Origin of the sequence: Acinetobacter oleivorans DR1 (assembly GCF_000196795.1) — a bacterium.
Taxonomy (GTDB): domain Bacteria; phylum Pseudomonadota; class Gammaproteobacteria; order Pseudomonadales; family Moraxellaceae; genus Acinetobacter; species Acinetobacter oleivorans.
In genome coordinates, this window is sequence record NC_014259.1 from 4061204 (window position 1) to 4086947 (window position 25744).

The window sequence follows — 25744 nt, forward strand, 5'->3', positions numbered from 1 at the left end:
GAATCTCTAAGAGTGCTCCCTTTATGCCTAAAACTATATTTGTATAAGTAAAATATTGTTTTAAAAGTCTAGATGGAATAAAAAATGTAGTGATAAAGCAAACCTCATAACTATCTAAACTCTATCACCATCATTATTTAAGCAATATAAACTAATTTTTATAACCTGTTGGATTCTGCTTTTGCCAATTCCAACTATCTTTAAGCATATCCTCTAAACCATATTGCGGCTGCCAACCTAGCTCCGCAACTGCGCGAGCGTTATCGGCAAAAGATGTTGCTACATCGCCTGCTCGACGTGGCGCAAATTCAAAAGCAACAGGCACACCGTTAACTTGCTCAAATGTATTTTTTACTTGCAAAACCGATGAACCATTACCTGTACCAATATTCCATGCACGGCAACCTGTCACTTCTAATCGATTATTTAGAGCACATAAATGTGCATTCGCTAAATCGACGACATGGATATAGTCACGTACCCCAGTCCCATCTACAGTATTGTAGTCGTTACCATAAATAGATAGCTTTTCACGGCGACCTACAGCAACTTGAGTCACATAAGGCATTAAATTATTTGGAATACCTTGTGGGTCTTCACCAATACGGCCACTTTTATGGGCACCAACTGGGTTAAAATAGCGTAGTAAAGCTATCGACCATTTAGAATCTGAATTTGACAGTTTTTGCAGCAATTGCTCAACAATCAGTTTAGTATAGCCATAGTTATTACTTGGCATACCTGTTGGCATATCTTCATTTAATGGAGATATATTGGCCTCGTCATATACTGTCGCAGAAGAGCTAAACACAAGCGTATAGACACCTGCTTTTTCCATCGACTTAACGAGTTGAATACTACCAGCAATATTATTATCAAAATAAATCAGCGGTTTTTCCTGACTTTCACCTACTGCCTTTAAGCCTGCGAAGTGAATTACAGCATCAATTGAATGATCTTGAAATACGCGATCAAGTTCATTTACATTACGAATATCACCTTTAACAAAAGCTAAACTCTTTTGTGTGATATCTTGGACTCTCGTTAACGACTCTTCAGAACTGTTTGATAGATTGTCAAAAACAATAACTTCATGACCAGCGTTTAAAAGCTCTACACAGGTATGTGAACCAATATAACCAGCACCACCAGTAACTAGGATTTTAGCCATCTACTTTTCCTAATAATATTTTAATTAATCCACGTGTTGAGGCATCTAATGATGAAAGATCATTTTGAACCCCATTTAAAATAGGTAATAGTTGATCAGCAATCTGTTTGCCTTTTTCGACGCCCCATTGATCAAACGGGTTAATATTCCAAATTACAGACTGCACAAAAACTTTATGCTCATATAAAGCAATTAACATTCCCAAACTATATGGATTCAACTCTTTCAATAATAGGGTTGAACTCGGTTGGTTACCTTCATATTGTTTGTAAATCGGCAGTTTTTCTAATTCAGTTGAGTCTAAAGCTTCATTACCAAAGGCCAATAATCTTGATTGGGCCAGACAATTCGATAACGCAAGATGATGCTGCTCGACTAAAGCCTCTGCATTTTCAACATAGGTAAAATGGTCAGCGTTATAGCGTTGGACTGGCGCAATAAAGTCACAGCTTACTGCTTGAGTTCCCTGGTGTAATAACTGATAGAAGGCATGTTGAGCATTTGGTCCAACTTCACCCCATACAATTGGGCATGTATCGAGTTCGACTTTTTGACCGTCACGTTGTACCGATTTACCATTAGATTCCATTTCAAGTTGCTGCAAATAAGCAGCAAAATACTTTAATCGACCATCATAAGGTAATACTGCATGAGTTTGAATATTTAAAAAATTATTGTTCCAAACGCCTAATAATCCCATTAAAACAGGAATATTTTGCTCATAACTTGTATTTTGAAAATGTTCATCTACTGCATGAGCACCAGCTAAGAGTTGCTGAAAACCTTCAACCCCGATACTCAACGCAATAGGTAAACCAATGCATGACCATAATGAGTAACGGCCACCTACCCAGTCCCAAAGCAGTAATTGATTTTCTGGGGCAATCCCCCATTCAGTCATTTTATCTGCTTTTGTTGATACTCCAACAAAATGACTTTTTAAAACTCGGGCATGTGTTCCCAAAGTTTTTTCAAGCCACTGTCGTACCGTTTGGGCATTTGATAAAGTATCAATCGTTCCAAAAGATTTTGAAGAAATAATAAATAGTGTTGTTTCTGGACGAAGTTGGTGGAGCAACTCCGACAACTGACTACCATCCATAGTCGATACAAAGTGAACATTTAAAGGTTTAGCCGTTTTCACTTTAAAATCTGACAACGCATGGGTGACCATTTGTGGCCCTAAATCAGAACCACCCACACCAATGTTCACAACATCTTGAATCACTTCACCGGTTGCCCCGCGATATTGACCAACATGTATCTTTTCTACTAAGGCATACATACGTTGTAACTGGCTATGGACTTGAGCCGTTAACTCTGGAAACTTCGAATAGTCAACTGGCAAGCGTAGTGCCCAATGCATTGCTGCGCGTTGCTCTGTACAATTTACTTTGTCTTGTGAAAAAAGACGTTCAATCCATTGATTTAATTGTTTGGTTTTCGCAAGAGCAGTCAATTGTTCCAAAATGTCTTTAGTAACACGATGCTTACTATAATCAAAAACTAATGGATCAAATTTTATAGAATATTGTTGAAAGCGATCCGGTTCTGAAGCGAACAATTCTTTTATATGTAGTTTTGAATTTTTCTCACCCATCGCCTGTAATTTTAGTAAAGGTGAAACCAACTCTTTAGGAAATTTCTCGATAGATTTACTCATAAACGACCTACTCCTTCATAAGCAAAGCCCTTAGCCTTTACATATGCTGGGTCATAAATATTACGCCCATCCAAAATTAAAGGATGCTGCATCATCTGTTGTAATTGCTTAAAGTCTGGACTCCAGTATTGTTTCCATGCGGTAACTAAACATAAGGCGTGTGCGTCTCGAGCAGCCTCATATTGATCAGTACACAGTACTAAATCCTTACGGTCACCATATGTAGCGGCAATTTCATCTAATGCTTGAGGATCATGCAAACGTACTGTTACACCTTGTGCCCATAATGCAGCTAATAAAATATGAATTGGGGAGTTATGTATGCTTGAGGTATTTTCTTTGAAGGATGCACCCCAAATAGCCACGGTTTTACCATTCAAATTACAATGATAATAATTCCACAGCTTACGGAATAAAATTTCTTTTTGTTGTTCGTTAATTGCCCATACCTGCTCTAAAAGACGACTTTTCGCCCCAGTTCCAGAAACAGTACTCGAAAGGGTTAAAATATCATGCGAAAAATTTTCACCGCCAAAACCAACTCCAGCGGACAAATAAGCCGCACCAATACGTGTATCGGCCGCAATACCATGCTTCACATTAGCGATATCAATACCGAGTTTCTCTGCTACCATAGCTAAGTCATTCATATAACTAATACGGGTCGCCAACATGCCAGAAATACTAAGTTTGGTAAATTCAGCGTCCAAAATCGGCATAAATAAATATTGATAACTAAAACGGAAAAATGGGCGTAACAGCTCTTGCATTGTATCCCGCGCATGATTGGACTCAACACCAACAATGACATGTTTTACATGCAATACACTATTAATAGCATTCCCTTCTTGAATTACATCAGGGAAATAGACCCACTCGTCTTTTGGTAAATATTGTTTTAACTGATCAGTTCCATGTAAGCCAAACGTAGAACCATTTACCATTAATCTAGGATGAACGATAGGACGTTGGCTTAGCTTCTCAACTGTATTTAAAGCAAGCTGGATTTGTGTGGGACTAAAACAGAATAAATAAACTTCAACATCAAGTGGAATAGTAGAAAAAGGACTTTCTTGTAGAAAGCCCGATTTTCTTTGCTTATTCAAATAATTATTAACTTCTTGATCTTGGTAAGAAAGTACAGAAATATTTTCTTCGCAGGTGACACTTGTGCACCAATAAATCTGATTGCCATATTCAGCTAGTAATGCTGCCATTACACCAGCGTGTAAGGTGGTTCCAAACACTGCGATTTTCATTGCACACCTGATTTTTTAATATTCTATAGATTTCTCTTCCCATTCAAGGAAGAGAATATATTGATTGTTTATTATATTCAGCAGTTTTTACAAATACTTAAGCAGAACTACACAATACTACAACTTAAGCTCTTGAATTAGCTGTTTAAATTCTGGGCCTAATTTAGGATGTTGAATTCCATAATGTAGTACAGCTTTTAAATATCCAAGTTTACTACCACAGTCAAATGTTTGGCCTTGCATACGATAGGCTTCAACAATATCTGTTTCTTGTAACATCGCAATCGCATCTGTTAACTGAATTTCATTACCTGCACCTTTGGGTGTGTTTTCCAAAAGCTGCATAATTTTTGCAGGCAAAACGTAGCGACCAACTACAGAAAGATTAGAAGGTGCAGAGCCAACAGCAGGTTTTTCAACAATGCCTTGCATAGCAATACTTTCACCCTCATTAGGAGTATGCGCTACATCTACAATCCCGTATTGATCCACAAGGTTATCAGGTACTGCTTCTACCATAATCTGTGCAGCTTGAATTGTATTATAACGTGCAATCATACGAGATAAATCATTTCGGCCCGAGTCGTCTTTCACCAAAACATCCGGTAATAACACAGCAAAATTATCTTGACCAACAATACTCTTTGCACATAAAACCGCATGTCCTAAACCTAAAGGCTGAGGTTGTCTTACACTTACAACACTCACATGGGGCGGAACAATTTGTGTAATTTCTGCAAGTAAATCAAATTTCTTTTTTTGCTCTAATGTAGTTTCTAATTCAAAGTTTCGATCAAAATAATTTTCAATCGATGCTTTTGAAGAGTGAGTCACCAAAATAATTTGCTCAATTCCAGCATCAACTGCTTCACGCACTACATATTCAATAGCTGGACGGTCAACAACTGTTACCATTTCTTTTGGAATTGACTTACTTGCTGGTAAAAAACGTGTACCTAAACCAGCTACTGGTAAAACTGCTTTTTTGATCATACGGTAGTTTTCAAGATATAAAATTTACTTTACAGACGAGTCGATATTTTCTTGGGTATTATTGCCTTTAAACAAAGAAGGTCCAACATGCCCTGGTGCATTAATGCCTTCACGCTTAGTCATCACTTTGACTGTTTTAAACATAATTTTAAAGTCGACCCAAACATTGTGATTATCGACATACCAAACATCACATTTAAATCGTTCCTCATAATCTAGTTCATTACGGCCACTTACCTGAGCCAAACCAGTCATTCCAGGACGTACTTCTAAACGACGTGCCTGCTCTGGTGAATATAATGCAACAAAGTCTTTAAGCATTGGACGAGGTCCAACTACACTCATGTCACCTTTAAGCACATTAATCAATTGCGGCATTTCATCTAGGCTTGTAGAGCGCAATTTTTGGCCAAATGGAGTAATGCGGGCTTCATCTGGTAATGGATTTCCTTGTGCATCAAAAGCATCTTTCATTGAACGGAATTTAATCATTTTAAATAATTTTCCGTCTTTCCCAGGTCTTTCTTGATAAAAGAATATGGGTGATCCTAAATTTTTACGGACCTTATAAGCAACGACCAGAAATATTGGCGACAGAACGGTTAAAGCTATTAAAGAAATGACTATGTCTACTAAACGCTTCATATTTTCATTCACTCATTTTTTAATATCTTTACGAAGAAAGGTATTATAAATTGTACCCAATAAATTTGCTGGTAGCAGTCTAAACGCAGACCGTACCAGAAACAGTATGTTAGCATATAGAGGATTTTGTAACTTTAGTTGTTTTTTTAAATCTAGTAACTGTTTTTCACTTTTAATATATTGTAAACCTTTACGACGTCCATGCATGCCGTTATCGATACGAGCATAGACTAATACATCTGGCAAGTTCTGAACCTTATACCCTTTGGCAATCACACGTAAAAAAAGATTGTAATCTTCCATCCATAAATGGTGTTGATACCCACCCACCTCTAAAATTTTGGTTTTTCTATAAGTAATTGTCATATTATTAAAAGGACTTTGTTTTTTTGCGTATTGGCGAAGCTCTAAATTTGTCAATGGAACATTTCGCATACCAGAAGGTGAAGAGATATCCTCAATAAACTCTATAATTTGACCACCTAAAATTACTAATTCAGGATCACCTGATAAAATTTTAATTTGCTTTTCAAAACGATCTGGAACACTGATATCATCAGTATCCACAATACAAACTATTTCATTAGTGCATTGCTTTAGACCAATATTTTTTGCTTTACCTGTACCTACATTTTCAGCAAGTTTAGTAACTTTTAAAATATCTTTTAATTTCTCTTCCCAATATTTAATTATTAGATCTAACTCAGGAGTTAATGGGCCATCTTCTACCATAATAATTTCAGAAGGTTTCACTGTTTGATTATTCCAAATACTTTCCATACACGCATTAAAGTGTTCTGGCTGCTCTTTAAAATAAATGGAAATTAGTACAGAAAATTTCATTAATTAATATCCTGATAAACATAGATAATGGTACATAGCATTCATATAAAACCTAAGAAAAAAACTTAAATAAAACTTAAACTTAATAAATTTCATTTAATTAAAAAATTACAATACCTTTTTTATAGAATCAATAAGCTTATCTTCTTGATCCTCCCAGGTCATGTCATTTTCATATTTACTATATTTATTAAAAAAAACTGTAGTATTAGACTGTAATTTCTCTTTAATATCACTAGGTGAGTATTCATCAACAATAATAACACTAGGGTTGTCTTGCAAATCCTCAGCCATTTTTGTCTTCTTAGATAAAACAATTCTTTTTTCAAAGAAAGAGCATTCAAAATACTTATTAGAAATTGCATAAACAGCATTGAAATCATTTGTAGGATAAGCCGCCCAAACTAAATCCGACTTTTCATAAATATATTTAAGATCAGAAGGCTTATATCTTCCAAAAAAGAAAACCTGCTTTTCCAATTTATAAAAATTAACAGCCTTCACTAATTTATCAAGATCCGGACCGTCACCAAAGACAAAGAAACAAATATTTGTATCTTTTATCGCTAATAATATATTTTCAATAATATCAAAATACCGAACCACTCCAATCCACGCTACATTTTTAGAGCCTTTAGGAATTTTATCATCATAACGCTTTATCCAATCTGGTTCAGTTGATGTACTATTAAGTAATTCTGTCGATGGATAATTTTCAAAGATATAAGACTTTACTTTTTTTGAATAGAGAGGTTTAAAGTGTCGTGAAGCAAAAATTGTCAAGTTTACGAACTTTAAACATATTTTCTCAACATAAATAATTATTTTTCTTATTATATTATTTGATAAAGTAGGTAAATCTAAGCAATCATAGATTATCTTTACTTTCCAATTCCAAATGAGCTTTAATAGCACGGCACAAATTAATGAGTCCCAATGACTTGCAAAAAAAACATTTGGTTTTTCTTTCTTACAAACTGAATAAATATGAATAAAAAAAAGAGGAAGTTTTAATAATTTTTTTAATTGATTTCCATAACCTATATTCGTATCTAAAATATAAGTTCCTTCTAATTCTTCTTTGCCCCCTGCTAAACCTCGATTCCAAGCAACCACAATCACTTCAAAGTATTTCTTAAAAGAATTTTTAAATCGCTCAGTTCTAGAATTAATTGGCCAAGTTGTATCTATTAGTAAAAATTTTTTCATCTCTATTTTCTACCAAAAAAATGCATAAGGTTGAGCTTTTAAAATTAAAGATGCAGTATATAAAAAATAGAGAAAAATAAACACCGAAGACATTACCCTTTTTGATCCCATATTTTTCTCTATTAAAAGGTTGTATACTTTAGCCAACCATGGAATAGTAACTACACTTATAAGCAAAAATAAATAACTAACACGCCAAGCCATAATTACAACGTGTGAAAAAATAACCATCAGCAAAGCACCAATTATATATAATTTGCAATAATACATATCAAAATATTTAGGAATATGCTGTTGACACTTAAAGATCAAAAAGACCACTCCCATAGCTAATATAATACGAGGGTCATATATTGCCATAGGATATCCATAATCATCTGAAGCAAGATAACTTAATAGAAAATCTGACAATCTAGTTAAATGTAAAATTTCGAATATTTTTAGCAAAATTTGAAAGGGAGAAACAAAGACTAACATTGCAAAAGCAATAATTGTGGCATAAAATAATTTTTTCAAACTCACTCTAGCTAAAAATACTAAAACCAATATTAAAGCTGAAGAGTGAAATGAAGCGGCAATCACCAAAGCCAATAATGCTGCAAGCCATCTTTTTTTATAATAAAGAATCATAAAAAGCAAGCCAAAAGCCGCTGCAACAGAAGTACGACTTGTTTGCATATTCATTGCTAAAAAGTATGGCATCCAAATTAATAAAGATAATATTTTATAAGGTGAATATTTGTAAATTATATATGTAACTGGAATTAATGCTAAAGTAGCCATGGCGACAATAATATATTGCTCACCAAGACCCAAAGAATGACCTAAAAAAGAAAGTAGTCGAAAGCCGATTTCTGCATGTATCTCAGGATCTATTACCTTTTCAAAAGTATCCGTTGCTGAATATAACCGTAAATAAGCATCATAGTCACCAGTACCAGTTCCTCCTACCCTAAAAGCAGAGAATATCAACATCCATAAGCTTAAAATAAAGAAGAAAATTTTATCTATTTTTTTACCATCAAATAGGGTACCAAACATGATGGCAAATAATAAGGTAAAATAAGGTACCATTAAAAATTTTCCTTAATAAAATCAATTATTCTCTGACTCGCAAAGCCATCTCCATATGGATTATTTGCACGAGACATTTGCTGATAAATTTTAGGATCATCTAATAATTCTTGGACAGCCAAGGTAATGGCCTCATAGTGTGTTCCCACCAATTTTACTGTACCAGCATCGACAGCCTCTGGACGCTCTGTTGTATCACGCATAACTAAAACTGGCTTACCAAGTCCTGGTGCTTCTTCTTGTACTCCCCCACTATCTGTAAGTACTAAATAAGCATGCTGCATCAGATAAACAAAAGGCTCATAGCTTAATGGAGCAATGAGATGAACATTATTCAAACCACCTAACAATCGCTTCACAGGTTCTTGTACATTCGGATTAAGATGAACTGGATAAATAAAATGAGTTTCAGGGTTCACCTTAGCAAGTGAAGATAAAGCTTTACAAATATTCTCGAATCCTTCTCCGAAATTTTCTCGACGATGACCAGTAATTAGAACATAGCGTTTATCTATAATTGTATCTTTTAGACCTGCTTGTTCAAGAATTGAACGAATAGAGATCTTCATTTCACTAGAGTTTTCTATTTTCTTTACTACCCACTGCAAAGCATCTATTACAGTATTTCCTGTAATTTTAATTTTTTCTAAAGATATATCTTCATGTAATAAAGCTTTTTGATTTCGCTCTGTAGGAGCAAAATGAAGTGCAGCTAGTCGTCCCGTTAATACACGATTTGCCTCTTCTGGCCATGGTGAATACATATTGCCTGTACGTAAACCAGCTTCTACATGTCCAACTGGAATTTGCTGATAAAAAGCAGCTAAGGATGCTGATAGAGTAGTTGTTGTATCTCCATGTACTAAAATCAAGTCTGGGCGAAAATCTTTAAGAACATCGCGAAGACCTAGCAAAGCACCCGCTGTAACATCATATAAATCTTGTCCAGCTCTCATTAAATTTAAATCATAATCAGGTTGAATTTCAAACAACTTTAAAACTTGATCAAGCATTTCTCGGTGCTGGGCAGTTACAGCAACTCGAGATTCAAAATAATCATCTGCAGCTAATGCTTTAACTAACGGAGCCATTTTAATAGCTTCTGGACGGGTACCAAATACTGATAGAATCTTCATAATGTATCAAAGCTCAATAACTAATATAGATGTTTAGAAAGTTTTTCTTTCCATAAATCAAGTGAGAAGTCTTTTTTAATCTTAAGATGAGCAGCATCAGACATCTTTACATACTCAGTTTGAGAAAGGGATAGTGCACGCATCATAGCTTTAGCTAAATCAAAATCCGTAGCGACAATACCATTCACACCGTCTTCTATTATAACTTCATAACCATCACCTGGATAAATAATTGGTACAAGACCAAAAGACATTGCTTCAAGCAAGGCATAATTAGCTAATATTACATCTGCAGGTAAAATAAAAAATTTATAATCTTTCATTATATCTTTAATATTTTTAACAAACCCATAAACATCAACAAAATCATTTAATTTTAACTCATTATATAATTTCAATGTTTTTTCAGAATATGGGGTACCTCGTGGAGCATAAACATTATTTGAAATGGAATTAAATCCATATATGGCCGCCGAATAGTCAACATGATTATCCCTTAAATCAGCCAAAGCCTGTACCAAAGACATAACATGTCTACCCTCAATTACAGCATTAGCATATATAAAAGTTTTTCTTTCTTTATTAGCTAGGGCAGGATTAATTTCTAAGACCGGAACACAGTTATATATTTTTTCAATTTTATCCAACAATTTAGGGTTTATATCTTTTATTGTTCTTATATGATGGTGTTCTTTTGCATAAATAGTATTTGTGAATACCAAGCAAAGCCTTGACAAATGCATCTTCGCATTAATAATAAGGCGCAAAAATAAAGAATTATTATTTGCATCTTGTTTGTCGCCAACAAGCTCCCCACCAATAAGCCAAAATCTAACATTAATGCCTAGCAATCTAGCAACTAATATATAAAAGATTGACAATATAGAATAATCATAACAATCAATATTTTTCGGACGAAACTTATATAATACAGTTAAATAAGTATATACTCGTTTAAGTTTATTTGTTCCTGCATAATAAAACTCTTCATTAATAGAGGAATCATTATTATTTCTTTCGGCATTTAATAATACCTTAGCATTAACGCCTATATCTTTATATGAATCTAATAAATACTGATATTTATGCGGAAAAAAAGGTAATCCAACAATTAGTAACTTTTTCATAGCACAAAAGCCTTAATAAACTGACGTCTGGCACCTAATACAGTCAGAATTTTCATAACACCGCTCTCTAACAGAACCACTAGAACTTCAAAATTAACCTAACTGCAATAAAGATTTTAACTTTATGTTTTTAAATAAATAAAAACCAAAGAATAATGCGAAAAGCCACATCCCTATTCGCACATAAATCTCAAATGGAGCAAAAATATTGATTATAGACAAAACTATCAACAAAGCTGTAACAACATAGGCTTTCTTGGTAACGAAATCTCTCCAAACTTTTTTAGAAAGTTCAGTTCTAAATAGATAGAAACACCAAAAAGCCAGAGCCGTCGATATAGCAGCCCCACTAGCACCATACAAAGGTACTAAAATATAATTACTTACTAAACTCACTAACATCGCCAAAATAGAAGCTAGCATAGAGAATTTTGTCTTACGCGCAATCGTGATCCCTATCGCTGTTGTTTCCGATAAGGTAAAGAATAACGGCCCCAACAAGCAAATACACATTAAAAATTGAATTTCTACATAAGTCTTAGGTAATAAAAATGGTAATATCCATGAAAACATACCTGCAAGAACAACGACAAAATAGATTGCAGCGAGAACATATTCTGAAATATCGTCAATTTTCTTATAATCGACATTTCCTTCACTAATCCATTTAAAAACCATTGGTGACCAAATGGTATTAAAAATACTTGAAATAAGTGTTGCAACAGCAGCAATACTCATTGCAACAGAATAGACACCCAACTCCGCATAAGTTGACATACTACGTAAAAATAGTCTGTCCATTACATTTAAGCCCCAAGATGCTAGGCCACCTACAACTAGTGGTAATCCAAAAGCTAAACTTACTTTAAACTGTTGCCAATCAAATTTAACTTTTATTGCCGGCAACCATTCTTGTCGCGTATTCCATACATATACAAAAAAAGCAGCCATTAATGACAAAGCATTTGCTGTCAAAAGCGTATAACTATTTTTATCAAAATTAAACCAGACGACACTAAGCACAAATACCAAAAATAGTATTTTAGGTAATAACTGGCTCATAGAAAAAGCTAGAGCCTTTTCTTGCATTCGTAAAATAAGAGATAGAAAACGTGCTATTAAAGCGACAAGAAAACAAATAATACTTAATATACTTAAATATATACTTGGTATGCCATACAATAATTTAGATACAATAGATGTATCATATAAAGTTATGGCTAAAAGCGATATAGAACCAAGTAATAAGCCTGGCCACATTACAACTTTAAATAATAAAAATTTATTATCTAATTCATGATACTCACGTACATAAGCCTGATCGAGTCCTAAACAAAATAGTAATATAAAAAAACTAGTACAGACTTGGAGCATTGAAATACGGCCAACATCTTCAACAGAATAAAACCATGTAATCATTGGTAAAGTTATTAAACCGATGAGTCCTGAACCGATTGGCCCAATAGCGTATGCTAAAATCTTAGATTTGTTCATTTAAAGCCAATTCTTCAATGATATGAACAAATTCATGATAATTCTTCTCTGAATTAAACCTATCTTCAACTGTTTTACGTGCATTCTCTCTATATGAAGTAATATCCTTTGAAAATAAAATAGTTTCTAAACCAGTTATTATTTCTAAAATATCTGCCTTTGATGACATTAAAAAGCCATTCTGTTCATTAACCAAATCGGAAATACCACCAATATTAGGTGCTATAGTTGGAATTCCATAACTCATAGCTTCCATAATTGAAACTGGCACTCCTTCAGATTCGCTAGCATTAATAAAAACATTAATATTATTTTCAAGTAACCAACTATGTACTTCTCTATTACTTAATTGACCTAAAAAATCAGCTTTTAGATTTCCATTTTCTCTGACTATATTTAATGCTCGCTGTTTTAATTCATCAAATAAATCGCCCGCACCTATATGCGTCCACTTAACTTTTATATTATGTTTAATTGAAAAATTATTTATAGCATCCATAATCTTATCAATTCTTTTTAACGACACACAATATGATAATGATAAAATATTTAACTCATTATAGATATTAGTATATTCATAATCCTTTATAGGCAAAACAACACCCAATCTCGCCACTGCCAGCCTATTCAATGGGTAACTATATTTATCTTTATAATAATTAAGAGCACGATCTGACAATAAGAACACTCTATCCACATCATGCCTAAATTGTCTTTTTAATGGCATATAATTATTAAGATTACGCTCCTCATAGACATCGAATCCATGTGCTCTAGATATAACTTTACTAACAATACCTTTACGTTTTAAACAACAAGCAGCGTAATAAGAAACATCATTCCAGTAAGAATAAATTATAATTTTACCATCAATATCTTTAATACTTTCCTTAAGATACCTACTATATTTTAATGTACCTGAAACTTTAGCTAAAGCATAATATATGTTAGTAAAATTAATTTTCTTTGAAGAAAAAAGGTATTTGAGTTCTTTCCAAAAAATTCTAGAGAAAAAACCTAATGAAGCAAAGTATAGCTTCTCTAATTTACTGACATTAGGGGAAAGTCCATTCAAAATACTAATACTTTTAGGATATAAACGCTTTAAACCTTGTCTATTACTTGGATATATTAATACTTTTTCGAATTTTGTACTATCCCAATAAGAAATCTCCGACTCTATAAATTGCTCTCCTCCCTCATACGGAAAGTTCACTGTCAATATTACTAAACTTGTCATTCGATATTACCGTTGAATATGCAAAAACAATAAAATTTAATCTAGTTTTTTATATAAAAGGATTCACTGAATTCTTTTACGAACCCTTTTATATGGGAATCAATTAGAAATAATTTTTGCCGGAACCCCTGCTATAATTAAATTATCGCCAAAGGATTTCGTTACTACAGAATTGGCTCCAACGATAACATTATTACCTAAACTTACTCCTTCACGGATAAAAACATTATCCCCAATCCAACAGTCATTTCCGATTTTAATATTTTTCTCAATATGTTGACTATTTCCATCTATATTTGTAGTTGGTTTTTCTTTTGAGTGAGTAATAGCTTTAATAGAAACATTATATCCAATTGCACAACCTTGCCCAATAGTAACTGTTGAATTTTCTCCTGAAGATAAATGAGCCTGATTTAAATAAGTATAATCACCTATAAATAAATTTTTCGGCGATATATTAAGAATACAATTTATACCAATAGTTGCTTTTTTGGATACACCAGTAAATTTTGAAATTCTATATTGATGTGTTTTATACTGAGCCCATGTAATAATTTTTACAATTAGACGCGCTATTAAAGTACTCATAATGTACCCTTTAAACTTTTTACTATAATTTTTTGCTCTTGCTCACTCAAATAAGGATGCATAGGCAAACTCATCACTTTTTCCGCAATCGCATCTCCAATAGGGAGATGAATTTCACTATCCGCTACAGCAGGTTGCTTATTAAGTGGAATTGGATAATGCACAGCTGTTGGAATACCTTGAGCTTTTAATTTCTCTTGCACTTCTGCACGGTTATCAACCTGAATGGTATATTGTGCCCATGCACTAGTATTGTGTGACTCAAGATATGGTGTAGTATGAATACCAGCCTGATTAAATAACTGATTATAAATTTCAGCTACTTTTTGACGTGCTTGCATTTCATCATCCAAAATTTCTAATTTTGGTAACAAAATAGCTGCTTGTAAGGTATCTAAACGACTGTTCACACCCACACGAATATGGTGGTAACGCTTATCTTGACCATGTCTTGCAATCTGACGAATCACTTTAGCTAGTTCATCATCATTGGTAAAAATAGCACCACCGTCTCCATAGCAACCTAATGGCTTACTTGGGAAGAAGCTCGTACAAGCAACTGTACTTAGATTACAGCTTTTACGGCCTTTATAGGTTGCACCAAAACTTTGCGCAGCATCCTCAATTACAGGAATGCCATATTTTGCAGCAATCGCATTGATTGCATCAAAGTCTGCACACTGACCATATAAACTTACAGGAATAATAGCCTTAGTCCTAGGGGTAATTGCTACCTCTAGTTTTTCAACGTCTAAATTATATGTCTTCGGATTTACATCCACATAGACAGGCTTTGCACCTAAGAGTGCAACTGTTTCAGCAGTAGCAATATAAGTAAAACCCGGAGTAATCACTTCATCACCAGGTCCAATGCCAAAAGCCATTTGTGCAATTTGCAAGGCATCTGTACCATTTGCGCAAGTAATACAGTGCTTAGCCCCCACATAGGCAGCTAGCTTTTCTTCCAATTCAGTTACTTCTGGACCTAAAATATATTGACCATGAGTCAAAACATTTTGAATACCCACATCAATTTTATCTTTAATTCGATTTTGTTGTGCTTTTAAATCAATAAAGTCAATCATATTAACCCTGCTTTGTCAGTGTCGTTCCATCGAGTTGATAAACTGCTCCAGTATGAGAACAGATAGCTTGGGCTTGTCCCTGCAAAGGCAAATCAATTTGCTCACCAAACTCACTCATCCAGCCAATTTGTTTAGCAGGTACACCTACCATAAGTGCATACGCAGGTACATCTTTATTAACTACAGCACCAGCACCAACAAAAGCATAAGCCCCTATAGTAACACCACAAACAATCGTACAGTTTGCCCCTAGCGTGGCACCTTTTTTTACTAAAGTGTCAAGATATTGATCTTTACGCTCTATCAAAGAGCGCGGATTATACACATTCGTAAAGACCATGCTTGGGCCACAAAATACGCCCTCTTCCAAAAATACATTATCGTAAACGGATACATTATTTTGGACTTTACAGTGGTCGCCAATCACAACTCGGTTACCAACAAATACATTTTGACCTAAAGATACACCTTTACCAATTTTGGCTCCGCCGCAGACATGAACAAAATGCCAAACACGCGAATCATCACCAATTTGTGCGCCATCATCTACTATGGCAGTTTCATGTTGATAAAAGCTCATGCTTTTTTCACCTTTGCCAATAGTGGATGTGGGTTTTCTGGGTTTTCAACAATTGGAGAAACACGAATTACTTCAACTGTCTCAATCGCTGCACGATTTTCTTCAACACCGTAACCTTTGCCTTCCAATACACGCTGATAACTTTGTGTATGCAAATCGGTAAAACCACCTGAAAATTCTAGCTCTTCATTCTCAATAGTAATACTACGATACGTCAGCTTTTCACCTTGTACCGCGTTTTCTGGAAGGTTATTCGCATCAATTGATAAGAACCAACGTACACGTGCACGCTCATATTCCAAATAACCTGAAGCGGTTTTTTCATCGCGGAAATGCACTTCATTTTTAATAATTTTGCCAAAAATAAAATGCAGCATATCGTAGAAATGCACACCAATATTAGTTGCTACACCACCTGATTTATTGTCTACCCCTTTCCATGATTTTAGATACCATTTACCACGAGAAGTTAAATAAGTAAGATCAACATCAAATATCTTATCGGCTGGTGCAGCTTGAACTTTATCGCGTAGTGCAATAATTGAAGGATGTAAACGTAATTGTAAAATTGAGTTTACTTTAGCACCATATTGCTTTTCATATTCAGAAAGCATGTTTAAGTCTTCTGAATTAAGCACTAATGGTTTTTCGCAAATGACCTCAATACCATTTTTCAAAGCATATTTCATATGCGGTGCATGAAGATAGTTCGGTGAGCAGATCGCCACATAATCTAGCTTTTCACCTTTTAGTTTTTGGTCTTCTACATAAGCTTCAAATTCTTCAAACTCGGTAAAAAACTCTGCTTCGGGAAAATGGCTATCCATAATCCCGACTGAGTCATTTACGTCCATAGCAACCGCTAAGGTATTACCAGTTTCTTTAATGGCTTTTAAATGACGTGGTGCGATATAACCAGCAGCACCAATAAGTGCAAATTTTTTCATGATCAAAACTTCAATTTAATAATAAGATAAAATTAGAGACGGAATACGGTGAAACCTGCATCTGACATTTCTATGCGGTCAAACAGACTCTTCACATCAGCCAATACCGGTTTTTCACTCTTCACATAACTGCGCAGCTCATTTGCAGAAAGTGAGCGGAATTCATTATGACCTACCGCAACAATGACGCTATCTACAGGGTTTTGAGCATCAACTGTTCCAAGCTCTACACCATATTCATGTCTAACTTCATCTGCATCTGCCCACGGGTCTGCCACTACAACCTGCGCTCCCCAGAATTCTAATTCTTTAATAAGATCAGCCACTTTACTATTGCGGATATCAGGGCAGTTTTCTTTAAAAGTTACTCCGAGTACACCAACTTTTGCACGCGGTACATCAATACCATTTTGAAGCATAAGCTTAATCGTGTTACGCGCCACATAACGTGCCATGTTGTCATTAATACGGCGGCCTGCAAGAATTACTTGGGGATGGTAACCCACTTCTTCTGCTTTATGAGTCAAATAATAAGGGTCAACACCAATACAGTGTCCACCTACCAAACCAGGACGGAATGGTAAAAAATTCCATTTACTACCTGCTGCTTCCAATACATCTAAAGTGTCGATACCAATACGATCAAAAATTACAGACAGTTCATTCACTAAAGCAATATTTAAATCACGTTGGGTGTTTTCAATAACTTTTGCTGCCTCAGCAACTTTAATGCTAGATGCTTTATGAGTACCAGCAGTAATAATACTTGCATAAACAGCATCCACAACATTAGCCACTTCTGGCGTACTGCCACTTGTAATCTTTTTGATTTTAGTTAGGGTATTAACTTTATCTCCAGGATTAATTCGTTCAGGGCTATAACCCGCAAAGAAATCTTGGTTAAATTTAAGACCAGATATCTTTTCTAATATTGGGATACAGACTTCTTCTGTAGCCCCTGGATATACTGTAGATTCATAAACTACAATATCGCCTTTCTTTAAAGCTTGTCCTACAGTTTCACTTGCTTTTTTTAAAGGAGTTAAATCAGGACGGTTCACCTGATCTACGGGGGTTGGAACAGTTACAATAAAAAAATTACTTTCTTCTAAATCCGCTAGATTTGCACTAAAACTTAATTTTTCTGCTTTTTGAAGTTCTTCTGGTGTAACTTCCAGCGTATGGTCTTGACCACTCTTTAGTTCATTAATACGATTTTGATTAATATCAAATCCAACTACTGGCCCTTTTTTCCCAAACTCAACTGCCAATGGCAAGCCTACATATCCTAAACCTATAATCGCTATTCTTAAATCGGCAAGTTGCATAAAAGTTAGCCTTTTTCCTTACAAGATTGTATCTATTAAATATATGTTGCATGTTAACTGGATATAGTCGAGCGTAACTATAGCAGTTTTTTTTTATTCTCCGTAATGCAATTGTATAAAAGTGTTTACAGCCTATAGGGAGTAGTTTAAATCAATTTATTCGAAATAATTCTAGTATTCGGTATAGTCCACACAAAAATAGAAATTGCTAATTGGATAAACTAAACATACAAAGCACTACTATTTTTCGGTGTTTTTTCATTTCTTTTCAGCTAGAATCTGTTCATCCTGCGTTTAATAGATACTTGTTACTATGCAGTGGACGATATCAATTAAAGATAAATACACAAAGGGTTGCGTGTGAAGTATTGCCAGTTTTTTTCTATTCTTGCCTTAAGTTTGAGTGCTGCCAGCTGCGCGGTTACTTCTGGTTTACAAACTTACGATATTCCAAGTGAAGGGGTTTATAAAACAGATCTCGGCACTACAGTTAATGTGGTTAAAATTTCTCAAGAAACAATACCAGCAATTCAACCTGCTCAAATTGACTATCAACGCGACTATTCAAGTTTATTTAAAACTCAGCAATCTATTTATCGCTTGAGTCCAGGAGATGTCCTCTCTATTCAACTATGGGCCTACCCTGAAATTACGCCTCCTATTAATGGGATTAGTAACGAGCAATCCATTCAAGCCAATGGCTATCCAATTGACCAAACTGGTTACATTCAATTTCCTCTAGTCGGTCGATATAAAGCTTCTGGAAAAACACTTGCTCAAGTAAACCGTGAACTTCGTAGTCAACTTGCTCGCTTTTTAAAGAATCCGGACGTTGTAGTTCGAGTAGTCTCTTATGAAGGTCAACGCTTCTCAGTACAAGGTAGTGTGACGAAAGGAGGACAATTCTATTTAAGTGATCAACCTGTCAGTATTTATACTGCTTTAGGGTTAGCAGGTGGTGTAACTACGACGGGTGATAACACCTATATTCAACTCATTCGAAATGGCCGAACCTATAACTTAAATACGATTGATTTAGAAAAAGCAGGATATTCCTTACATAAACTACTAGTTCAACCTAACGATACCATTTATGTCAGCACTCGTGAAAACCAGAAGATTTATGTGATGGGGGAAGCTGGGAAAAGTCAAGCATTACAAATGCGTGATCAAGGTATGACTTTAAGTGATGCCTTAGGTGAAAGTTTAGGTATTAATCCAGCTTCTGGTAGTGCAAGCAAGATTTATGTAGTGCGTACTAATCCAAATGATCACACTACTGAAATTTATCATTTAAATCTGTTAAGTATTGGTGATTTTGGTTTAGCTAATCAGTTTAGACTACGTAGTAATGATATTGTCTATGTTGATGCAACAGGCTTAACTCGCTGGCAGCGTGTGGTTAATCAGATTATTCCATTCTCAAATGCTTTATACAACATAGATCGTTTGGGACAATAATATTATGCAAATTAGAAATATTTTGGTGGTTTGTATTGGTAATATCTGCCGTAGTCCTATGGCAGAGTATTTTTTGAAAGCACAATATCCCCAATTAAACATTGAGTCTGCTGGTATTTCAGGACTCGTAGGACATCAAGCAGACAATAAAGCGCAACTTTGTATGCAGCGCCTTGGTATCGATATGTTGCCCCATATCGCAAGAAAGCTAAATGCAGAACATATTAAAAAAGCTGACCTTATTTTGGTCATGAGTCTCAACCAGCAAAAACATATTGAGCAAACTTGGCCCTTTGCAAAAGGTAAAACCTATCGCTTGGGGCATTGGCAGAACAAAAACGTGCCGGATCCATATCAGCACGATCAAGCTGTTTTTGATGAAACTTGCCAACTTATTCAACAGTGTATTGCTGACTGGAAACCTTATATTTAACGCCAAGATTTTAAGCTTATGAACCAAACTACAAATACCGAAGATACAATTGATTTAAAAGAATTGTTTTTTTCACTAATTGCCCAATGGAAACTAATTGCGCTCTGCATTATTTTGAGCCTCGTATGCGCTTTACTGTATTTACGCGTAACGCCAGATACCTATTCGGTGGATGCTTTGGTTCAGGTTGAAGATAGTAAAGGGGCTTCTGCCGCTCTTTTAGGTGAACTATCAAATGTTATGGAGCAAAAATCACCGGCCCAAGCGGAGATTGAGATTTTACAATCCCGTTTGGTTCTAGGCTCTGTAATTAAAAACTTACATCTTGATATACAAGTTTCCAGCACAGAAGATACTCTTTCTCATCGCCTATTGAGTGATACTGATTATAAAACTGAATACACTAAAGATGCTGTTTTATTTAAAGATGGGCTAAAGAGTTTTGAAATCCGTCAATTTGAAATTCCAGCTTACTATTTAGATAGGAATTTAATCCTTAATTTTGATAAACAATCCGTGCGTTTAAGTGATGCTAGTACTGAGCAGACTATTCTAACTGTACCACTTAATCAGTTAAATCAAGTCACAGGACCACATGGCTCTTGGAAAGTTGCTGTTTTTAGTAAAGATCAATTTGATACTTCTTATAATATTAAGCATTTATCTTTACCTGCAGCAGTTGGGGCAATTAGCTCAAATTATTCTGTAGCAGAGCAAGGAAAACTAACAGGTGTTTTAGGCCTAACGTATCAAGGTCAAGATAAAGAACATATTACTAAAGTTTTAAATGCGATTTTAGCAACTTATAGTGCTCAAAATATTGAACGTCGTTCAGCTGAATCGGCTCAAACCTTAAAATTCTTAGATGAACAGCTACCCGATCTAAAAAAACAGCTTGATGATGCTGAGCGTGAATTTAATAAATTTCGCCAGCAATACAACACAGTTGATGTAACTAAAGAGTCAGAGCTTTATTTAACTCAGAGTATTACTTTAGAAACAAAAAAAGCTGAGCTTGAACAAAAACAAGCTGAAATGGTAGCAAAATATACTGCTGAACACCCTGCGATGCGTGAAATTAATGGACAACTCGCAGCCATTAATAAACAAATTGGTGAGTTAAATAACACCTTAAAACAGCTTCCAGATGTACAACGCCAATATTTGCAATTATATCGTGAAGTAGAAGTAAAAACTCAACTCTACACAGCCCTATTAAACTCTTATCAACAACTTCGTATTGCCAAAGCGGGTGAAATTGGAAATGTACGTATTGTTGATACGGCTATTGAACCTGTTCAACCTATTAAACCCAAAAAGCTTTTGATTCTTATCTTATCTGTTTTTGTTGGTGGAGTTATTGGAGCTCTTATTGCCTTGCTACGTAATATGCTACGTACAGGTATTAAAGATTCTGGACAAATCGAAAATGAATTGGATTTGCCAGTTTATGCAACGGTACCACGTTCACCAATTCAAGAAAGTCGTATTAAGATTTTAAAGAAGAAGAAGAGTATTCCAATTCTTGCAGTTAAAAATAGTGATGATATCGCAATTGAGAGCTTACGTAGTATTCGCACCGCTATTCATTTTGCCCTCACATCAGCAAAAAATAATATCATCATGATTGCGGGCCCTTCTCCTGAAGTAGGTAAATCGTTTATTTCGACGAACTTAGCAACAATTTTTGCACAAGGTAACAAACGTGTATTACTGATTGATGCCGATATGCGCCGTGGTTATATGCATAAATACTTTGATGTCGATGTAAAACCTGGTCTTTCTGAACTATTAAGTGGACAAGCAACCTTTCAACAGGTTCTCCACAAAACTCAAGTTACTAACTTAGATGTAATTACCCGTGGTAAGAGCCCAACAAACCCTTCAGAAATCTTAAGCTCTAATCAGTTTAAAGATTTGCTAGAAAAGGTTCAAAGTGAATATGACCATATCATTATTGATACTCCGCCAGTGCTGGCAGTAACCGATGGTATTATTATTTCGCAATATACTGGTGTGAACTTAATTGTTGCCCGTTATGCTAAGTCACAAATGAAAGAGCTTGAATTAACACTTAATCGCTTTGAACAAGCAGGTGTTAAAGTCAACGGCTTTATTCTCAATGACATTCAACGTGCTAGCGCAGGCTACGGTTATGGTTATAACTATGCCTATGCTTATAAAGCACAAAAAGAAGATTAATCGTAAAGTGATAAGAGAACCGGATCAAATGATCCGGTTTTTTGTTTAAGATTTTTTTAAGTATATCCCTACTAAAACTAACTAAAATATATAAAAAACCACTCGTTTTTTTTCTTAAACATTCTATGCTTAAGCATGCTAAGATCAAAAGCAGCCTTTTAGACTCAAATGATTATTTTTGGAACCTTTTATGAGTAAAGCCTTACCCATTGCTGTCGCTGTAGTTTTAGGCGGTGCTGCACTTGTACCAGTATATTATGCAAGCCAACATCCGACCACAGAAGTCGGAAGCAAGGCAAATAAAAATGCCTCTCCAATTGAAAAAATCAGTTATGTTCTTGGATATGAAGTTGCTCAGCAAACTCCACCTGAGCTAGATACAAAAGCATTTGTGAAAGGCATTCATGATGCTCGCAGCAAGCAGCCAAGTGCTTATACTCAAGAAGAGTTAAAAGCTGCTGTAGCCGCTTATGAAAAAGAATTACAGCAAAAAATGCAACAACAAAATAAACCGGAGCAAGCTGCTGGTGCTACTCCTGAAGCTGCAGATGTGCAATTCCTTGCAGAAAATAAATCAAAAGCTGGCGTAAAAACAACAGCTTCTGGCTTGCAATATATCATTACTAAAGAAGGTACTGGCAAACAGCCAACAGCTCAGTCAATTGTTAAAGTACATTATGAAGGTCGTTTAGTTAACGGTCAGGTTTTTGATAGTTCTTATAAACGCGGTGAGCCAGTTGAGTTCCCTCTTAATCAAGTTATTCCAGGCTGGACTGAGGGACTTCAATTAATGAAAGAAGGCGGTAAAGCGACTTTCTTCATTCCATCAAATCTTGCCTATGGTCCTCAGGAAGTTCCTGGCATTCCAGCAAACAGTACACTGATTTTTGATGTAGAGCTTATTTCAGTGAAATAAAAACATTCAGGAGAGTAGAACACTACTCTCTTTTTTTTTTTGGAAAACAGCATGAAAAAAATCGGTTTAATGATTGCAGCATCAACAATGAGTTTATCTGTTTTTGCTGCAACTCCTATAACGAATAAAAGTCCAGCAAAAGAACAATTTAGTTATAGTTATGGCTATTTAATGGGTCGTAATAATACGGATGCGCTAACAGATCTGAATCTTGATATTTTTTACCAAGGTCTCCAAGAAGGTGCTCAAAGTAAAACAGCACGCTTAACTGATGAAGAAATGGCGAAAGCGATTAATGACTATAAGAAAACATTAGAAGCCAAACAACTCGTCGAATTTCAAAAAACAGGTCAATTAAACGCTCAAGCAGGCGCGGCATTTCTTGCTGACAATGCAAAAAAATCTGGTGTGATAACGACTAAATCTGGTCTCCAATACCAAGTCTTAAAAGAAGGTAATGGACAAAAACCGAAAGCTACCTCTCGCGTTAAAGTGAATTATGAAGGTCGTTTACTAGATGGAACTGTATTTGATAGTTCTATTGCTCGTAATCATCCAGTTGAGTTTCAGCTCAGCCAAGTCATTGCAGGTTGGACAGAAGGTCTACAAACCATGAAAGAAGGCGGAAAAACGCGTTTCTTTATTCCTGCCAATCTTGCTTATGGTGAAGTCGGTGCTGGTGACACGATTGGTCCAAATAGTACTTTAATTTTTGATATTGAATTACTACAAGTTTTACCAAAATAAATTCATTAGATATAAAAAAAGCGATCATTTAAGATCGCTTTTTTTATTTTAGTGTTTTAAGTCTCTAGGACGAAAACCGGTAATGATTAAAACGACCAGATAAGCAACTACGCCAACAACACACAATCCCACTACTTCGGCAATACGCAACCACTGTGAAAGCTCACCGTTATACCAATTTAATGCAAACCAAAGTGCTGCAATCATGGCAAGGTTTGCCAAACCATATTGAAGCCCTAATTTTTTCCAATGCGAATCAAATCGGAAAATATTACGTTTATGTAAATAGAAGTAGAGTAGACCCGCATTTACCAACGCCGAACCTGAAGATGCCAAGGCAAGTGCCATATGCTCTGCATGCCAATCAATTAGCTTAAAGAAACCAATAAATACAACGTTTAAAATAGCATTGGCTGCGACCGACATTAAACCCACACGTACTGGTGTTTTGGTATCTTGCTGTGCATAAAAACCAGGTGCAAAGACTTTAATCAGCATAAACGCAATCACGCCTGCACTCATACATTGCAGTGCCAGAGCTGTCATTTGTGTATCACGCAGGTCAAACTCGCCACGCTGGAATAATGCCTGAATAATCGGTGTAGAAAGCATAAATAAGGCAATACTTGCTGGTAAGCCAACTAATACAATAATTTTTGCAGCCCAGTCGATCATACCACGGAACTTTGCTTGATCTTGTTCTGCATGACGAGCAGAAAGTGAAGGTAAAATCACTGTACCAATCGCAACGCCAATTAAACCTAACGGCAACTCAGTCATACGTTCTGCACTATAGAGCCAAGATACTGAACCATCTTGCATGAAAGAGGCCCAAATCGTATTTAATAACAGGTTAATCTGGGTAACAGATACCCCAAACAATGCTGGAAGCATTAATTTTAAAATGCGTTCTACACCTTCATGTTTAAAATCAACTTTAGGTGGAATCAGTAGGTTTTTACGCCACAATTCAGGAATTTGTATAGCTAACTGTAATATTCCTGCCACGACCACTGACCAACCTAAGGCTTTGATGGGTTCAGCCATATACGGCGTAAGCCACCATGCACCTGCGATCATCGCGACATTTAGTAAAACAGGTGAAAAAGCTGGTGAAGCAAACGAACCATAACTATTTAAAATACTGCTAGCAAAAGCAGTTAGTGACATAAATAATAAATAAGGGATGGTCAGGCGGAACATGCTGACTGCTAAATCGAACTTTTCAGGATCACTATGAAAACCCGGTGCGTACATATAAATGATCGCGGGTGCTAAAACCATAGCCACAAAAGTCAGTAAGGTCATCACTGTTAGCAAGCAACCAAATACTCGACTAATCAAGATCTGTACTTCAGCGTGGGCTCGACCTGTTTTATATTCAGTTAATACTGGAATAAAGGCCTGAGAAAAGGCCCCTTCGGCAAACAATCGTCGAAAAAAGTTGGGAATACGAAAAGCGACGACGAAGGTATCAAAATCTTTACCCGCACCAAACACGTTGAGCAATACGACGTCACGCACAAGCCCTAACACTCGTGACAACATCGTCATTGCACTGACAATAAAAGTCGATCGCCACAATGCCATCGTACTCACCTAC

23 protein-coding genes are annotated in these 25744 nt (G+C 35.5%); 5 read left to right on the forward strand and 18 right to left on the reverse strand.

Features of this window, described 5'->3' with window-relative positions; translation table 11 throughout:
• Window positions 1-151: 151 nt before the first annotated feature.
• The 17 genes from galE to tviB form a co-directional block, all read right to left on the reverse strand.
• Window positions 152-1171, reverse strand: a complete 1020-nt coding sequence (gene galE, locus AOLE_RS19110) for a UDP-glucose 4-epimerase GalE (protein ID WP_013199249.1) — start codon at window positions 1169-1171, stop codon at window positions 152-154.
• Window positions 1164-2834 (reverse strand): glucose-6-phosphate isomerase, encoded by a 1671-nt coding sequence (gene pgi / locus AOLE_RS19115; RefSeq protein WP_013199250.1) that lies wholly within the window; start codon window positions 2832-2834, stop codon window positions 1164-1166. Before pgi ends, galE begins: the two co-directional genes overlap by 8 nt.
• Entirely contained in the window at window positions 2831-4093 is a 1263-nt protein-coding gene (locus AOLE_RS19120; RefSeq protein ID WP_013199251.1) for a nucleotide sugar dehydrogenase, read from the reverse strand. Before AOLE_RS19120 ends, pgi begins: the two co-directional genes overlap by 4 nt.
• 117 nt (window positions 4094-4210) lie before the next feature.
• Entirely contained in the window at window positions 4211-5086 is an 876-nt protein-coding gene (galU, locus tag AOLE_RS19125; protein WP_013199252.1) for a UTP--glucose-1-phosphate uridylyltransferase GalU, read from the reverse strand.
• A 24-nt stretch (window positions 5087-5110) separates the two neighbouring features.
• Window positions 5111-5731, reverse strand: a complete 621-nt coding sequence (locus AOLE_RS19130; RefSeq protein ID WP_023274345.1) for a sugar transferase — start codon at window positions 5729-5731, stop codon at window positions 5111-5113.
• A gap of 12 nt (window positions 5732-5743) precedes the next feature.
• A complete protein-coding gene (locus tag AOLE_RS19135) occupies window positions 5744-6574 on the reverse strand; it encodes a glycosyltransferase (protein ID WP_013199254.1) in 831 nt (276 codons plus the stop codon).
• A gap of 108 nt (window positions 6575-6682) precedes the next feature.
• The gene (locus tag AOLE_RS19140) at window positions 6683-7783 is read right to left on the reverse strand and encodes a glycosyltransferase (protein WP_013199255.1); all 1101 of its coding nucleotides are present in this window, start codon (window positions 7781-7783) and stop codon (window positions 6683-6685) included.
• Window positions 7784-7792: 9 nt separating this feature from the next.
• Window positions 7793-8857: an EpsG family protein gene (locus AOLE_RS19145; RefSeq protein ID WP_013199256.1), complete on the reverse strand. Its 1065-nt coding sequence runs from the start codon at window positions 8855-8857 to the stop codon at window positions 7793-7795.
• The gene (wecB, locus tag AOLE_RS19150) at window positions 8857-9993 is read right to left on the reverse strand and encodes a non-hydrolyzing UDP-N-acetylglucosamine 2-epimerase (protein ID WP_013199257.1); all 1137 of its coding nucleotides are present in this window, start codon (window positions 9991-9993) and stop codon (window positions 8857-8859) included. Before wecB ends, AOLE_RS19145 begins: the two co-directional genes overlap by 1 nt.
• 20 nt (window positions 9994-10013) lie before the next feature.
• The gene (locus tag AOLE_RS19155) at window positions 10014-11120 is read right to left on the reverse strand and encodes a glycosyltransferase (RefSeq protein WP_013199258.1); all 1107 of its coding nucleotides are present in this window, start codon (window positions 11118-11120) and stop codon (window positions 10014-10016) included.
• Between the two features lie 93 nt (window positions 11121-11213).
• Window positions 11214-12614 carry a lipopolysaccharide biosynthesis protein gene (locus AOLE_RS19160; protein ID WP_013199259.1) on the reverse strand — a complete coding sequence of 467 codons (1401 nt, stop codon included), beginning with the start codon at window positions 12612-12614 and terminating at the stop codon, window positions 11214-11216.
• Window positions 12601-13854 (reverse strand): glycosyltransferase, encoded by a 1254-nt coding sequence (locus AOLE_RS19165; protein WP_013199260.1) that lies wholly within the window; start codon window positions 13852-13854, stop codon window positions 12601-12603. The genes AOLE_RS19160 and AOLE_RS19165 overlap by 14 nt, the downstream gene beginning before the upstream one ends.
• Before the next feature lie 99 nt (window positions 13855-13953).
• Window positions 13954-14442: an acyltransferase gene (locus AOLE_RS19170; protein WP_013199261.1), complete on the reverse strand. Its 489-nt coding sequence runs from the start codon at window positions 14440-14442 to the stop codon at window positions 13954-13956.
• Window positions 14439-15527, reverse strand: coding sequence for a DegT/DnrJ/EryC1/StrS family aminotransferase (locus AOLE_RS19175; protein ID WP_013199262.1), 1089 nt, complete (start codon window positions 15525-15527; stop codon window positions 14439-14441). The genes AOLE_RS19170 and AOLE_RS19175 overlap by 4 nt, the downstream gene beginning before the upstream one ends.
• Before the next feature lies 1 nt (window position 15528).
• Window positions 15529-16107 (reverse strand): UDP-2-acetamido-3-amino-2,3-dideoxy-D-glucuronate N-acetyltransferase, encoded by a 579-nt coding sequence (gene wbpD / locus AOLE_RS19180; RefSeq protein ID WP_013199263.1) that lies wholly within the window; start codon window positions 16105-16107, stop codon window positions 15529-15531.
• Window positions 16104-17054 carry a Gfo/Idh/MocA family protein gene (locus AOLE_RS19185; RefSeq protein ID WP_013199264.1) on the reverse strand — a complete coding sequence of 317 codons (951 nt, stop codon included), beginning with the start codon at window positions 17052-17054 and terminating at the stop codon, window positions 16104-16106. Before AOLE_RS19185 ends, wbpD begins: the two co-directional genes overlap by 4 nt.
• A gap of 32 nt (window positions 17055-17086) precedes the next feature.
• Window positions 17087-18382, reverse strand: a complete 1296-nt coding sequence (tviB, locus tag AOLE_RS19190; RefSeq protein ID WP_013199265.1) for a Vi polysaccharide biosynthesis UDP-N-acetylglucosamine C-6 dehydrogenase TviB — start codon at window positions 18380-18382, stop codon at window positions 17087-17089.
• A gap of 360 nt (window positions 18383-18742) precedes the next feature.
• Between tviB and AOLE_RS19195 the strand changes: the two genes are divergently transcribed.
• From AOLE_RS19195 to AOLE_RS19215, 5 genes are all read left to right on the forward strand, one after another.
• Window positions 18743-19843: a polysaccharide biosynthesis/export family protein gene (locus AOLE_RS19195; RefSeq protein ID WP_013199266.1), complete on the forward strand. Its 1101-nt coding sequence runs from the start codon at window positions 18743-18745 to the stop codon at window positions 19841-19843.
• A 4-nt stretch (window positions 19844-19847) separates the two neighbouring features.
• Complete coding sequence (locus AOLE_RS19200; protein WP_013199267.1) at window positions 19848-20276, forward strand: low molecular weight protein-tyrosine-phosphatase; 429 nt, start codon at window positions 19848-19850, stop codon at window positions 20274-20276.
• A gap of 18 nt (window positions 20277-20294) precedes the next feature.
• Window positions 20295-22478, forward strand: a complete 2184-nt coding sequence (locus AOLE_RS19205; protein ID WP_013199268.1) for a polysaccharide biosynthesis tyrosine autokinase — start codon at window positions 20295-20297, stop codon at window positions 22476-22478.
• 190 nt (window positions 22479-22668) lie between these two features.
• On the forward strand, window positions 22669-23394 hold the full coding sequence (locus AOLE_RS19210) for an FKBP-type peptidyl-prolyl cis-trans isomerase (RefSeq protein WP_013199269.1): 726 nt from the start codon (window positions 22669-22671) through the stop codon (window positions 23392-23394).
• A 51-nt stretch (window positions 23395-23445) separates the two neighbouring features.
• A complete protein-coding gene (locus AOLE_RS19215; protein WP_005308951.1) occupies window positions 23446-24141 on the forward strand; it encodes an FKBP-type peptidyl-prolyl cis-trans isomerase in 696 nt (231 codons plus the stop codon).
• 48 nt (window positions 24142-24189) lie between these two features.
• On the opposite strand, the gene murJ is transcribed toward AOLE_RS19215, so the two are convergent.
• The gene (murJ, locus tag AOLE_RS19220) at window positions 24190-25740 is read right to left on the reverse strand and encodes a murein biosynthesis integral membrane protein MurJ (protein ID WP_171056862.1); all 1551 of its coding nucleotides are present in this window, start codon (window positions 25738-25740) and stop codon (window positions 24190-24192) included.
• Window positions 25741-25744: the final 4 nt, after the last annotated feature.